The following is a 14,021-nucleotide window of genomic DNA, read 5'->3' on the forward strand; positions in this document are numbered from 1 at the left end:
CGATTCCGTCGGCGAAGCGGCCGCCCTCGAGTGCGCGGTGGCCCACGAACAGCATCGTGGCCACCGGCGTGGCGCGCCGCGACGATGCCCCGGACCGGCCTCCGCCCGGCGGACGGGGGAGGCGGTGCCGGAACCGTGCGCGCGTACCGCGAGGCGATGCGCCGGTTCGCCGAGCTCGGGCATCGGGAGCGGGCGCTCAGCTGACGCGCGACGGCGGGCGGCGTCCAACCGCGGAGAGGACGCGTCGCGCGGCGCGAGAGCTACAGGCCGCGCGTGTCGACGCGGGAGGCGCTGACATCAGCCTCCCGCTGTGCGCCGGCATGGCTCGGGTCGTGTCGGTGTGATGGCATGGGGGACACCTCTTCGTCAGCTGTCGGGCGTGGTACGGACCCTCGACGGTGAGACCAGGGGCGGTGCGGGGTTGTGGTGCTGGGCGGCGACGCCGCGCTCGAGCACCTCGTCGGCTGCCGCCTCGCTGAGCCCGGCCTCCAGCAGGAGGGCGCGCGAGTGCGCGCCGAGCGCAGGGACGTCGCCCATCGGTGCCTCGAAGTCCTGGAATGTCGCCGGCGGCAGAAGCGCGTCGATCCGGGCGAACTCGGTCCCGATCGAGCGCCAGCGCTCGCGCGCTCGGAGCTGGGGGTGCTCGACGACCTCGGCAAGCTGCTTGACCTGGGCGGCGGGGACTCCTGCGCTTGCCAGTCGGGCATCGAGCTCGGCGGTCGTCCACTCCCGGGTGCGCCGCGCGACCTCGGCGTCGCACTCGGCACGGTTGCTGACCCGCTGGACGTTCGTGGCGAAGCGTTCGTCACACGCAAGCTCGGGTGAGTCGAAGACCTCGGTGACGAGGTCCCGCCACCCGCGGTCGCTCTGGACGCCGATGAGCATCTGCCCGTCGCGGGTCGGGTAGGTGTCGTAGGGGGCGATGGACGCGTGACCTACCCCCATGCGCGGCGGCTGTCGCCCGGTGTGCAGCTGGGTGTACAAGGCATGGCCCATCCACTCGATCGTTGCGTCCAGCATCGAGACCTCGATGGTCGCGCCCTCCCCGGTCCTGGCGCGGCGCAGGAGCGCCGCGAGCACCGACTGGGCGCAGTACATGCCGGCCGCGATGTCGGCGGTCGGGATACCGGTCTTCACCGGCTCGTCGGTGGTGCCGGTGATCGAGATCAGGCCGGCCTCGGCCTGGATGAGCATGTCGTAGGCCTTGCGCTGGGCCATCGGGCCAACGCTGCCGTAGCCGGACAGGTCGACCACGACCAGGCCGGGGTTGTCCGCACGGAGGGCCTCGGCGTCGAGGCCGAGACGCGATGCCGCTCCGGGCGCGAGGTTCTGGACGAACACGTCCGCCTGGCTGATGAGTCGCCGGACGACGTGGATGCCGTCCGGAGACTTGAGGTCGATCGCCAGCGATTCCTTGCCGCGGTTGAGCCAGACGAAGTGCGCCCCCGTGCCTTCGACCACGTGGTCGTACCCCCGCGCGAGGTCGCCATCCCCGGGTCGCTCGACCTTGATCACCCGCGCGCCGAGGTCGCAGAGGTTGCGGGTCGCGAGCGGCACCGCGACCGCCTGTTCCAGAGCGACCACCGTGTGGCCCTCGAGGGGCAGCATCACGCGCCGTCGGATCGCGCGGCCTTCACGAGCGCGCCGCCGATGATCAGCCGCTGGATCTCGCTCGTGCCCTCGTAGAGACGCAGCAGGCGGACGTCGCGGTAGAGGCGCTCCACCGGAACCTCGCGCATGTAGCCCGATCCGCCGTGCACCTGCACCGCGAGGTCAGCCGCCCGCCCGGCCATCTCGGTGCAGAACAGCTTCGCGGTGCTCGGCATGACGCGCCGGTCCTCGCCGGTGACGTAGCGGCGTGCGGCGTCGCGCACCAGCGCGCGACCGGCGTCGAGCCCGACCCTCTGGTCGGCCAGCATCGCCTGCACCAGCTGGAAGTCCCCGATCGGGGTGCCGCCCTGCGTCGCCGACGCGGCGTACGACACCGACTCGTCGAGCGCACGCTGGGCGCAGCCGACCGCGAGCGCGGCGACGTGGACCCGTCCGCGTGCCAGCGACGTCATCGCGGCCCGGTAGCCGACCGCCGCTTCTTCTCCGACGAGCGCCTCGGGGCCGACGCGCACTCCATGGAGGAAGACCTCCGCGGTGCCCGAGCCCGCATGGCCCATCTTGGCGTCCTTGCCGCCGACCTCGACCCCCGCCGCATCGGCGGGTACGAGGAACACGGCGATACCCGGACCCGTCTCCTGTGCGGGGCGGAGCCGCGCGAAGACGACGAAGAGGCCGGCGTCGGGTGCGTTGGTGACGAACTGCTTGGACCCGTCGATCACCCAGCCGTCGCCGTCCACGGTGGCCGTCGTGCGCAGCCCGGCGGGGTTCGACCCGGCGCCGGGCTCGGTCAGGGCGAAGGACGCCACGACCTCCCCCGAGGCGATGCCCGGCAGCCACCGCGCCTTCTGCTCCTCGGTGCCGAAACCGACGAGCACCTGTCCGGCGATGCCGTTGTTGGTGCCGAACATGGAGCGAACGGCGAGCGAGGTGTAGCCGAACTGCATGGCGAGCTCGACGTCCTGGACGAGATCCAGGCCGCCCCCGCCCCACTCCTGGGGGATCGCGTAGCCGAACAGGCCCATGTCGGCGATCTGCGCCCGCAGGTCGCCCGGGATCGCGTCGGACTGCATGATCTCGAGCTCTCGGGGGACGACCCGGGTCCGCACGAACTCGGACACCTGCCTGAGGACGTCAGCGAAGACGTCGTCGGGGACGTCGGGGTTGCCGGTGTACATGGCTCCACTCTGGGTCACCACATTGAGTTCAGTCCAATACAAAGTGGGTCCGTCTGTAATACTGAATGGGCATATATCTGGTGAGGCGTACTGGAGGTCGTGACGTGGACGTCGGACAGCTGCGGTCCTTCCTCGCGGTGGCGGAGGAGCTGCATTTCGGGCGAGCAGCCGAGCGGTTGCACATGGCACAGCCGCCGCTGAGCCGGACCATCAAGCAGCTCGAGCGGGAGCTCGGCACCACCCTGTTCGACCGCAACACCCGGCGGGTCCATCTGACGGCGAGCGGTCGGGCTTTGCTCGGGCCGGCGGCCGAGGTGCTCGACGCGACCCGGCGGGCCCAGGCGGCCGTGAGGTCCGCGGCCGAGGGGGAGAGCGGCGTCGTCCGGATCTCGTTCGCGGGAATCTCGACGTATCGGCTGGTGGCGCGCCTGGCCCGGGCGGTGCGGTCCGAGCGTCCCGGGATCCAGCTCGAGCTCTCGAGCCAGCAGTTCGCGCAGCCGGCGTTGAAGAAGCTCCAGCAGGGTGACACCGACCTGGCGCTGGGACGCTGGGACGTCGTGCCCGCAGACCTCGAGGCCGAGGTGGTGATGACCGATTCCCTCGTGCTCGCCCTTCCCGACACCCACCCGCTCGCCCGCAGCACGACGGTGGCGGTCGCCGACCTCGCGGGCGAGCAGTTCGTCTCGCTGTCGCCGCTCGAGGGCGCGGTCCTGCCGGAGCGGCTTCGCCGGTTGGCCGGCGACAGCGGGTTCTTGCCCGACATCGTCCAGATCGCGCCGGACACGCAGACCGCGTTGGCGCTGGTGGGCGCCGAGGCGGGTTGTCACCTCACCCTGGCTTCCGTCGCCGCGAACGACAACGATCCACACATCAGCTTCGTCCCGGTCGCAGACGAGGCGCCGGATGTGCACCTGCGCATGGCGTGGCGTCGCACCGAGACCGATCCCGCACTGCACGCGGTGCGACGCCAGGTGGCCGCCTGGGATTGCTCGACCGACGGGTGAGGGGCTCCTACTGCCGTGCCGTCCGCAGGCCGGCGCGGCCGCTGCTCACCTCTCGGCGGGCTGCTCCGACGCGGGCAGAAGCGCGTCCTCCTCGATGCCGAGCCCTCGCAGCTTGCGATACAGGGTGGTGCGACCGATGCCGAGCAGGCTGGCAGCCTTCGACCGGTTGCCGTTGGTCTGACGGAGAGCCGCGACGATCTCGGCCCGCTCGGCCAACTGGATCCGGGTGAAGGTCCGCCGGTGCGCAGCGTCCCACATGCACTCGGGCAGGTGATAGGGGCTCACGGACTGGCCGGGCAGCTCCCGGGCGAGGTCCTCGAGCAGGCATCGAAGCTCGGCCACGTTGCCGGGCCAGTGCCACCTCAGGAGCACCTGCAACGTGGCTGCGGACAGGACCGGTCGCCGCGATGGGGCGTCCCGCTCCAGGAGCGTGTCCACGAGCTTCGGGATGTCCCGGCCGCGACTCGACAGCGGCGGCAGCTCGACTCCCGGCGTGACCTGCACGAGCGCGCCCACGGTCGAGTCGGTGCACCGGCCCAGGTCGGCGGTGATCACCAGTCGCGCCGGTGACTCGCCGTGCCCGGAGTCCACAGTCGGGGCACTTGAGTCGTCGGGAGCAGCACGCGCGGCACCCGCGCTGAGTGCCTTGACGGCGTTGACCTGGTTGACGGGCAGGTCCTCCAGCCGCCGGAGCACGACTGCTCCCTTCGCCTCGAGCGCCGCCAGCGCGTCGCCTCGCCATGATGGGCGGTTCTCGAGGTCGCCGGCGTCGAGCACCAACGGCTCGGGATGACCCACCGAGCGCAGCCATTCGAGGGCGACGTGCAGCTTGCCCGACCCACTGGGACCGGTCACCGACACCGCCCTCGCGGATCGACCCGCCGCGCGCTGGAGCTGGGCGACGAACGGGTCGTGGAACGTCGGGACTGCCCCGCGGGGCCGGGTCCCGGGGGGACGCCGTCGGTTCAGGATCTCGACGGCAAAGGCCGGCTCCTCGCCAACATCGTCGAGCCGGTGGGCCAGGACTCGCGTCTGCAGCGCCTGGAGGTCGAGGTCCAGGACGCACGGCCCATGGGACCAGTCCTGGGAGAGCAGCAACTCCCACAGGCGGCCATGGCTCTCGACGTTGAGGAACGACAGCCCGGTGACGTTGCTCATTACGGTGTCGCTGTTGAGCACGATGACCGGACCCTTGTCCCGGTGCCGTTGGTAGCTGCGCCCGAGGGCGAGCTCGCGCCGCCCGACGGTCAGGCTCAGGTTGTCTACGATCTGCCGAGCGCCCTCGCGGACCAAGGCCAGCATCATCGTCTCGGCTGCGTCGGCGGGTGCAGCCAGGGACAGCGAGCCCACCATTCGCCCCGTCGCCGGGTGCCGGATGCCCGCACCGGCGCAGGCGAGGTCCTCGAGGGCATCGTTGAAGTGCTCGGGTCCGCGCACGAAGACGGCTCCCGCTTCCTGGATGGCGGTACCGAGCCCGTTCGTACCGATGCTCTCCTCGGAGAAGTCGAACCCCTCGGCGGCGCACGCATTGTCGAACCTGGCCCGTTCGCTGCGTCCAGCGACCCGTCGGGCCACGATCTGGCCCGTTCGGTCCGCCAGGAAGATCGAGGTCCCGAGGTCCTGCAGCATCCCCTCCAGCCGATCGAGGATCGGTCGCGCGGCGCGACTCAGTTCGCTGTCTGCGTCGAACTCGTTGACGTAGTGGAACGATCCCGGCTTCCGGGTGGCACCTGCGGTGATCGAGCGCCGCCAGCTCCGGTCGATCTCCCCGGGCAGCCATTCCGAGTTCCACTCGGCATGCATGAGGCCGTTCGAGATGAGGACTTCCTTTGCCGACCGGACCTCGTCGGCTTCCACGGAGCTGCGGCGCAGACGACTCATCGCCGCTCCAGGCGCTCGGACATCACTCAAGTATGGAGCGCCGGTCACAGTCCTACGAGATCATAAGGCCGAGTATTGATACCAATCGGGTTCCGATTCATGCGCGACTGACATCAGTTGCCGCGACAACCAGGCGCACCGCATGCCGGACCCGGCCCCCGACGCCCAGGCCCGCGGGGTGTCTCAGATCGGAACACATCGGTGGCCCTGGGCGCGCTTACCATCGCCGCTTGCAGACACCAGCGCTGGTGATGCGGCGGGCCCTCACGCCGGCCATCGAACCCCGTCGGGTCTGTCCCGACCATGCGGAAGGAACGTACGACATGAACCACCAGGCGCTCGCCGAGGCGGTCGAGCAGGACCCGGTCAAGGATCTCTACACCGACTGGTCGCAGATCCTCGCCACGACCCCGGATCTCACGATGCGGCTGTTTCGCAGCATCTTCGACGAGTGGCATCAGCCGACCAAGGAGCCCGAGGACGTCACCTACGCCGAGGCCACGGTCGGCGGCGTGGCCGGGATCTGGTGTCGCCCGGTCGGCGCCGACTCCTCGCGGGTGCTTCTGTACACCCATGGCGGCGGGTTCGCCGTCGGGTCGGCGTCGAGTCATCGCAAGCTCGCCGCGCATGTGGCGAAGGCGCTCGGCGTCGTCGCGTTTGTCCTTGATTACCGTCGTGCGCCGGAGCATCCGCACCCGGCTGGCCTTGAGGATGCCGTGTCGGCCTTTCTGGCCCTGACCGAGCAGGGCGTGGCGCCGGAGAAGATCACCACGATCGGTGATTCGGCAGGCGGCAACCTGGCCGTGGCGACTGCTCTGGCGCTCAAGGACCGCGGTAAGCCGCTGCCCGGCAGCGTGATCGCGTTCTCGCCGTGGCTGGACATGGAGAACTCGGGTGAGACGCTGCAGACCAACGACGCCACCGATGCTCTGATCACGGTCTCCTTGCTGGAGGGGATGATCGCCGGCGTCCTGGGTGAGCAGACGAGCCCCACGGCTCCGTTGGCCAACCCGCTGTATGCCGACTTCGAGGGGTTCCCGCGTCTCTACGTCAACGCCGGCGGTGACGAGTCGCTGCTCGACAACGCCACCCGGCTTGCCGAGTTGGCCAAGGCTGCCGGCGTGGATGTGACCCTCTCGGTCGTCGACGGGCAGCAGCACGCGTTCCCGATGAACGCCGGCCGGACCGCGGCGGCAGATGACGAGATCGGCCGCGTCGCCAAGTGGTATCTCGCATGAGCGGGCTGAGAGACTCGGACGTCGCCGCGGGCGGCGACTCCCGCGTCGACTACGACGTCATCGTCATCGGCGCCGGATTCGGCGGCATCTACATGCTGCACAAGCTGCGCAACGAGCTCGGCCTGTCGGTGAAGGCGCTCGAGAAGGGCGGGGGAGTCGGCGGCACCTGGTACTTCAACAGGTACCCGGGCGCCAAGTCCGACACCGAGGGTTTCGTCTACCGCTACTCGTTCGACAAGGACCTCCTGCAGGAGTGGAACTGGCGCACCCGTTACCTGGATCAGCCGGACATCCTGGCCTACTTGGAGCACGTCGTCGAGCGCTACGACCTCGGCCGCGACATCGAGCTGAACACCGAGGTGACCGGAGCCACGTTCGACGAGGACATGAGCATCTGGACGATCACCACGGCTGACGGCAAGCGGTACACCAGCCGTTACGTCGTCAACGCGCTGGGTCTGCTCGCCCGGACCAACATCCCCGACATCGCGGGCATGGACACGTTCGCGGGCCGGATGGTGCACACGAACGCCTGGCCGGACGACCTCGACATCACCGGCAAGCGGGTCGGCGTGATCGGGACCGGCTCGACGGGAATCCAGTTCATCGTCGCCGCGGCAAAGATGGCCGAGCACCTCACCGTCTTCCAGCGCTCGCCACAGTACGTCGTTCCGTCCGGCAATGGCCCGGTGGATCAGGCGGACGTCGACCGCATCAAGGAGAACTTCGACGCCGTCTGGGACCAGGTCCGCAGCTCCGTCGTCGCTTTCGGGTTCGAGGAGAGCAGCACCGAGGCGATGAAGGTCTCCGAGGAGGAGCGGCGCCGGGTGTTCCAGGAGAACTGGGACAAGGGCAACGGCTTTCGGTTCATGTTCGGCACGTTCGCCGACATCGCGATCGATCCGGAGGCGAACGCTGCCGCCGCGGAGTTCATCCGTTCCAAGATCGGCGAGATCGTGCATGACCCTGAGACCGCGCGCCAGCTCACCCCGACCGACCTCTACGCCAGGCGCCCGCTCTGCAACGAGGACTACTACGAGACCTACAACCGCGACAACGTCGAGCTGGTCTCGATCAAGGAGAACCCGATCGAGGAGATGACCCCGGCCGGCGTACGCACCGCCGACGGGGTCGAGCACGAGCTCGACGTCCTGGTCCTGGCCACCGGGTTCGATGCGGTCGACGGCAACTACCGGGCGATGGACCTGCGCGGCCGCGGCGGGCGGCACATCAACGAGCACTGGACCGACGGCCCGACCAGCTACCTCGGACTGTCGAAGGCCGGCTTCCCGAACATGTTCATGATCCTCGGACCGAACGGCCCGTTCACCAACCTGCCCCCGAGCATCGAGGCCCAGGTCGAGTGGATCGGCGAGCTCATCGGCCACGCCGAGCGCAACGGCGTACAGACCATCGAGCCGACCCCGGAGGCGGAAAGCGGCTGGTCCGCCACCTGCCAGGAGATCGCGAACATGACGCTGTTTCCGAAGGTCGAGTCCTGGATCTTCGGGGCCAACATCCCGGGCAAGAAGCACGCCGTCATGTTCTACATGGGCGGGCTCGCCAACTACCGCGCCCAGCTCGCCGATGTCGAGAACGACGGTTTCCGCGGGTTCGCGTTCAACCAGGTGCCTGACGAGGCCCCCGTCTGAACGGGCGGCAGCCGGCGTTGTGAACGACCGACCTCGGTCGTGCGCGCCCACTGGACGGCGGAATCGTTGCCGGCTGAACACCTGAGTTCAGGGGCCGCCTGACATTCGCTGGGCGGCGGAAGCGCAGCAGTCATGGGTCGCGAGGGTGCCCGGAGCCTGACTCAGGCTCCGGTGGCGCCAAGGCCTTCTCCATGCGACAGGACGCGACCGGGCCACCTGCCTGGGCGTGAGGCAGACGCGGTGCCACAGAGGAGCGGCCGCGGCGACAAACAGGAGGACATGAAGCATGACGAGATGGTTCGCATTGCCCGCGGTGATCGCGGCGGTGCTGTTCGCAGGATGCGGCAGCAGCAACGACAGCAGCAGTACGAGTGCCGGCACGAGCGCCGGCACGAGCGGCGGGGACTCCGGTCTTCCGGCCGACAAGGGCGGCCCGGGCGCCAAGGTGTCCTACATCAGCCCGGTCGCGGCGCAGCCCGGCCAGCAGGAGATCTTCCAGGGCATGAAGGCGGGGGCGAAGGAGCTGGGCTGGGAGGCCGACGTGCTGGACTCGAACCTGTCGCCGGACAAGCAGGTGGCGAACGTCGACACCGCGATCACGCAGGGACGCACCGCGATCGCGAGCTTCACGCTCGATCCGGGCGCCGCGGCAGCCGCGTATACACGCGCGGTCGCGCAGGGCGTCCCGGTCATCGGCATGAACTCCGAGGGCGAGGGCGTCACGTCGACGGTCTGGTTGGAGGTCCTGACGTGCGAGCCGGGCGGCCCCGGCGAGGCGGACGCAGCGTTCATCGCCAAGAAGACGCCGGGCGCCAAGACCATCGTCATCGGCGGTCCGCCCGTTCCGTCGATCACCGCGTCGGTGAAGTGCTTCACCAACGCGGCCAAGAAGCAGGGCCTGAAGATCATCGGCAAGGCCGACAACACGGCCGACACCGCCGACGGCGCACAGCGCCTCATGCAGGATCTGCTCACCAAGCACCCTGACGTGCAGGCGGTGTGGAACTACAACGACCAGTCCGCGCTGGGCGACTCGGCGGCGATCACCGGAGCGGGCAAGAAGGTCGCCACCGCGACCGCCGACGGCATCATCGTGGTCGGGCGCAATGGCGACGCCGACGCCATCACCGCCGTCAAGGAGGGCCGGCTGACCGGAACGTGGGACCTGAACACCGTCGCGTCGGGCCTGGCGGCGATCAAGCAGATGCAGACGGCGCTGAAGGGCGGGGCGGACAAGACGTACCCCGCGCTGACGGTGAAGTCGACGTTCTACAGCAGCGACAACATCGACACCTACAAGCCGCCGGCCGAGCGTCACGAGACGCTCGACTCGATCCCGCTGACGGGCGGTTCGTGAGAACCCGGTGAGGCACGCCGTCCAGGATCGTCAGGACGGACCGACCACGAAGAAAGCTGCGGCCTCTCGGCCGCAGCTTTCGCGTGCACGCCGCGACCCGATGGAACCAGAACGCGACGTGGACGATATCGGCGCGCCGTCGAGCTGAGATGCCGAGGCAAGACCTGGCGCTGTCTGAAGTTGACGTAATTCTTATTACTCTGCTATCCACCGGGAACGAGTGTCAAATGTGTCCCGTGTGCTTCCTGAAACTCAACGTCCGCAAGGAGGTCGTCGACCCGCTCTCCGACGAGCCGGTTGGCTACATGACCATGACCGAGACCACGTTCGAGCCGCTCGAGCTCACTGGCGACGAGCAGGAGCAGATCGGCCGCTGCAAGTCGATCGAGCGCGTGCTCGCTGATGGCACGACGGTCAAGGCGCGCGCCGCGCTGTGGCGGGTCGCCGCCGGCGCCGACGGTACGCCCCGACCGGTCTATGAGGCGGCGGCGTGATGAGCGGTTTCGATCCGTTCGACGGACGTACGACGCCCGACGGTGGACGCGTCGTGCAGACCGACCGCGTGGCGCTGTGGTGTCACGACGACGGTCGGACGGGCGAGCCCGTCCTGCTGATCGGTGGCTTCACGGCCGGGCATTTCGTGTTCGACCTCGCCCGGCCGCATCTCGCCCATCACCGCCTGATCACGTGGGAGCCGCGCGGTCTCGGGCGCTCGGAATGTCCGGACCCGGCGGTCGAGCCGTATTCCGTGGCGATGTGGGCGGACGATCTCCGTGCGCTCATGGACGCGCTCGACCTGGAGCGTGCCCACATCTGGGCGGTCGGGTTCGGTAGCTACATCGCCCATCGCTTCGCGTCGCAGTACCCGGAGCGTGTGGGCGCGTACGTCACGTACACCGACGTGTGGGCCGGCGACTCGCAGAAGGGCTATTCGCAGATCTGGGCGGTGTACTCGGCGATCGCGCACAACTTCGGCACGACCGGGTTCGGCGCGCGGGTGCTCGCCAATGTCTTCGACGTCTCCGATGTGCCGTGGTTCGGCGCGTGGGAGTCGCAGAACATCGAGGAGGTGCTGCATCCGGAGACGGTCGACGCGACCGTCGGCTACTGCCTGACGGAGGCCGACGTCCGTGAAGACCTGGCCGGCATCCAGGCGCCGACGCTCGTGCTGCAGGGCAGCCGGACGTGGGACGGGCGCACGATCGACCCGTCCGAGGACCCGTCGCTGCAACTGATGCTCGAGCGCGTGAAGCGCATCGAGACGCATCTCATCCCCGATGCCCACCCGGGCTACGTCTCGGTGCAGAAGCCGGCGGAGTTCGCTGCGGGCGCTCGCGACTTCCTGGCGCGCCACCCGCTGGCGTGAGCATGCCGGACCGGCCGGTGGCCTCTTCCTGGCCCGGGTGGTGTCCCTGAAATGTGTCCATCAATCGGCAGCAAGAAAGAGATAAAGGCGGCACGCCACCGCGCTGCTGTGCCTAGTATTGTCACGAGAAGATGGGCCGACGCGCTTCTCGGTTGCCATCGCGCGCCTGCCCGCCCGAGGGCCACCCGGCGACACGGCCACGAAACTACGTTCCCAAGCGAGGTCCCATGCGCGCATTCGCAGTGTCCGCGGGCAGCACGGCCCTGTCCGAGTTGGAGCTTCCCACTCCCACTCCCACGCCCCAAGGCACGGAGGTGCTGCTGCGCGTCACCCACTCCGGGGTGTGCCACACCGACACCCATCTGAGAGCCGGCTATTACGACCTCGGACGTCGGGGCAAGCTGCGGCTGGTCGACCGGGGGATTCCCTATCCCATGACGATGGGCCACGAGGTCGTAGGAGTCGTGGAGGCCGCCGGGCCCGAGGCCGACGGCGTGGAGGCTGGCAGAACCCGGCTGGTCTACCCGTGGATCGGCTGCGGCGAGTGCGCAGCGTGCCTCGACGGCCGCGAGAACGCGTGCCCGAAGGGGCGCAACCTGGGTGTCGCCCGCCCGGGAGGCTACGCCGACCACATCCTCGTCCCGCACCCTCGATACCTGCTCGGCATCGGCGACCTCGACCCTAGCTGGGCGGCGACACTGGCGTGCTCGGGGCTCACCGCGTATGCCGCCGCCAACAAGGTGCTTCCCCTCCCGCCCGAAGCGCCGGTCGTCGTCATCGGCGTCGGCGGCGTCGGGCTGACCGCGGTCGCCACGCTGCACGCGTTGGGCCACCGCGCGATCTGCGCCGTGGACCGGGAGGAGGCGAACCTGGCCGTGGCAGCGGAGTTGGGCGCCTCGCTGGCTGTGCCCGCCGGCTCCGGTGACCTCGCCGCCGACGTGCTCGCGGCGACCGGGCAGCCGGTGGCTGCGGTCATCGACTTCGTCAACAACGAGCAGACGGCATCGGCCGCGTTCGAGGTGATCGTCAAGGGGGGCCGCATGGTGCAGGTCGGCCTCTTCGGCGGCGAGGTGACGATCCCGACCGCGCTTCTGGCGCTCAAGATGGTCACCATCCAGGGAAGCTTCGTCGGCACGCTGACCGAGCTCCACGAGGTGGTGGAGTTGGCTCAGCAGGGCCGCGTCCCGCGGATCCCGGTCATCGACGGGAAGCTCAGCCTCGACGGAGTCACTGATTCCCTCGACCGGCTCGCAGCCGCGGGAGTGGCCGGCCGCATCGTTCTGAAGGGTGAGTGAGATGAGTCGGTATGCGACCGTGGACCCGACCACCGGCATGGTGGTAGCGGAGTTCGACACGATGTCCGACGCCGAGGCGGAGCGCTCGGTGGAGAATGCCCACGCGGCGTTCCAGACCTGGCGGCGGACCGACGTCGCCGAGCGAGCGGCAATCGTGCAGCGCATCGCCGACGGTCACCGTGAGCACGCGGACGAGTTGGCCGCCCTGATGACGCTGGAGATGGGCAAGCCCGTCGCTCAGGCCAGGGGGGAGGTGGCTCTCGCGGCGTCGATCTACGAGTACTACGCCACCAAGGGGCCCGAACTCCTCGCGGACGAGAAGCTCGACATCGCCGGCGCGGGCACGGCCGTGGTGCGCACCGACCCGATCGGCGCGCTGCTCGGCATCATGCCGTGGAACTACCCCTACTACCAGGTGGCGCGATTCGTCGCCCCGAACCTCCTGCTGGGCAACACGATCCTGCTCAAGCACGCCAGCAACTGCCCGCAGCAGGCGCTGCGCATCGCGGACATCATCGCCGCGGCCGGGAGCCCCGACGGCGTCTACCACAACGTCTTCGCCTCCAACGACCAGGTCGCCCGCATGATCGCGCACCCGCTCGTCCAGGGAGTGTCCCTGACCGGTTCCGAACGTGCCGGCAAGGCGGTGGGCAGCGTTGCCGGCGCCAACCTCAAGAAGAGCGTCCTCGAGCTGGGCGGCTCCGACGCGTTCATCGTCCTCGCCGACGCTGACCTCGACATCGCCGCCCGCGACGCCGCAGCAGGGCGCTTCGCGAACGCGGGGCAGGCGTGCACGTCCTCCAAGCGGCTCGTCGTCGAGGACGCAGTCTGGGACGACTTCCTCGAGGCATTCCTGGCCTACGCGGAGCAGTGGACCATCGGCAACCCCACCGACGAGGCCACCAGGCTAGGACCGATGTCGTCCCTGGCCGCACGGGCCGACCTCGTAGCGCAGGTGGAGGACGCCGTGGCCAAGGGAGCCACGGTCCACCTCGGCGGGGTCGTCCCCGAGGGGCCGGGCGCCTTCTACCCGGCCACGGTCCTGTCCGGCGTCGACGCCACCATGCGCGCGTACCACGAGGAGCTCTTCGGCCCCGTGGCGGTCGTCCACCGCGCGAGCTCGGCCGACGACGCGGTACGGATCGCCAACGACTCTCCCTACGGTCTCGGCGGCGCGGTGTTCAGCAGCGACGAGGCCCGAGCCGCTCACGTCGCAGACCGGCTCGACGTCGGCATGGTCGGCATCAACACGACCATCAAGAGCGCACCCGACCTGCCGTTCGGCGGCGTGAAGAACTCCGGGATCGGCCGCGAGCTCGGCAGGTTCGGGCTTGACGAGTTCGCGAACAAGAAGCTGGTGCGAACGATGTAGATGGGAACGCTCGCGCCGCGCACGTCACATCGGATCACTCCCCGACGGTTGCGCAGCGGCACATCTGAAC

General features: G+C 69.4%; 11 protein-coding genes. 8 read left to right on the plus strand and 3 right to left on the minus strand.

The genetic code is table 11. The features are described from left to right. Positions 1 to 366: 366 nt before the first annotated feature. Positions 367 to 1,608: a CaiB/BaiF CoA transferase family protein gene (locus DSM104329_RS10220; RefSeq protein ID WP_259316203.1), complete on the minus strand. Its 1,242-nt coding sequence runs from the start codon at positions 1,606 to 1,608 to the stop codon at positions 367 to 369. Next, positions 1,608 to 2,786: an acyl-CoA dehydrogenase family protein gene (locus tag DSM104329_RS10225; protein WP_259315330.1), complete on the minus strand. Its 1,179-nt coding sequence runs from the start codon at positions 2,784 to 2,786 to the stop codon at positions 1,608 to 1,610. Before DSM104329_RS10225 ends, DSM104329_RS10220 begins: the two co-directional genes overlap by 1 nt. Before the next feature lie 104 nt (positions 2,787 to 2,890). On the opposite strand from DSM104329_RS10225, the gene DSM104329_RS10230 reads away from it, so the two are divergent. After that, positions 2,891 to 3,790, plus strand: coding sequence for a LysR substrate-binding domain-containing protein (locus DSM104329_RS10230; RefSeq protein WP_259315331.1), 900 nt, complete (start codon positions 2,891 to 2,893; stop codon positions 3,788 to 3,790). 45 nt (positions 3,791 to 3,835) lie between these two features. Here the strand turns inward: DSM104329_RS10230 and DSM104329_RS10235 are convergent, their stop codons facing one another. Beyond that, on the minus strand, positions 3,836 to 5,647 hold the full coding sequence (locus DSM104329_RS10235) for a sigma-54-dependent Fis family transcriptional regulator (RefSeq protein ID WP_259315332.1): 1,812 nt from the start codon (positions 5,645 to 5,647) through the stop codon (positions 3,836 to 3,838). A gap of 347 nt (positions 5,648 to 5,994) precedes the next feature. On the opposite strand from DSM104329_RS10235, the gene DSM104329_RS10240 reads away from it, so the two are divergent. From DSM104329_RS10240 to DSM104329_RS10270, 7 genes are all read left to right on the plus strand, one after another. Beyond that, entirely contained in the window at positions 5,995 to 6,909 is a 915-nt protein-coding gene (locus DSM104329_RS10240; protein ID WP_407655906.1) for an alpha/beta hydrolase, read from the plus strand. Beyond that, positions 6,906 to 8,561, plus strand: a complete 1,656-nt coding sequence (locus DSM104329_RS10245; RefSeq protein ID WP_259315334.1) for a flavin-containing monooxygenase — start codon at positions 6,906 to 6,908, stop codon at positions 8,559 to 8,561. Before DSM104329_RS10240 ends, DSM104329_RS10245 begins: the two co-directional genes overlap by 4 nt. Before the next feature lie 286 nt (positions 8,562 to 8,847). Beyond that, on the plus strand, positions 8,848 to 9,918 hold the full coding sequence (locus tag DSM104329_RS10250; protein ID WP_259315335.1) for a sugar ABC transporter substrate-binding protein: 1,071 nt from the start codon (positions 8,848 to 8,850) through the stop codon (positions 9,916 to 9,918). 236 nt (positions 9,919 to 10,154) lie between these two features. Beyond that, positions 10,155 to 10,412 (plus strand): hypothetical protein, encoded by a 258-nt coding sequence (locus tag DSM104329_RS10255; RefSeq protein WP_259315336.1) that lies wholly within the window; start codon positions 10,155 to 10,157, stop codon positions 10,410 to 10,412. Then, positions 10,412 to 11,284, plus strand: a complete 873-nt coding sequence (locus DSM104329_RS10260; RefSeq protein ID WP_259315337.1) for an alpha/beta fold hydrolase — start codon at positions 10,412 to 10,414, stop codon at positions 11,282 to 11,284. Before DSM104329_RS10255 ends, DSM104329_RS10260 begins: the two co-directional genes overlap by 1 nt. A gap of 314 nt (positions 11,285 to 11,598) precedes the next feature. Further along, entirely contained in the window at positions 11,599 to 12,579 is a 981-nt protein-coding gene (locus tag DSM104329_RS10265) for an alcohol dehydrogenase (RefSeq protein WP_259315338.1), read from the plus strand. 1 nt (position 12,580) lies between these two features. Continuing rightward, on the plus strand, positions 12,581 to 13,951 hold the full coding sequence (locus tag DSM104329_RS10270; protein WP_259315339.1) for an NAD-dependent succinate-semialdehyde dehydrogenase: 1,371 nt from the start codon (positions 12,581 to 12,583) through the stop codon (positions 13,949 to 13,951). Positions 13,952 to 14,021 lie beyond the last annotated feature (70 nt).

The organism is Capillimicrobium parvum, from assembly GCF_021172045.1.
GTDB lineage: Bacteria > Actinomycetota > Thermoleophilia > Solirubrobacterales > Solirubrobacteraceae > Capillimicrobium > Capillimicrobium parvum.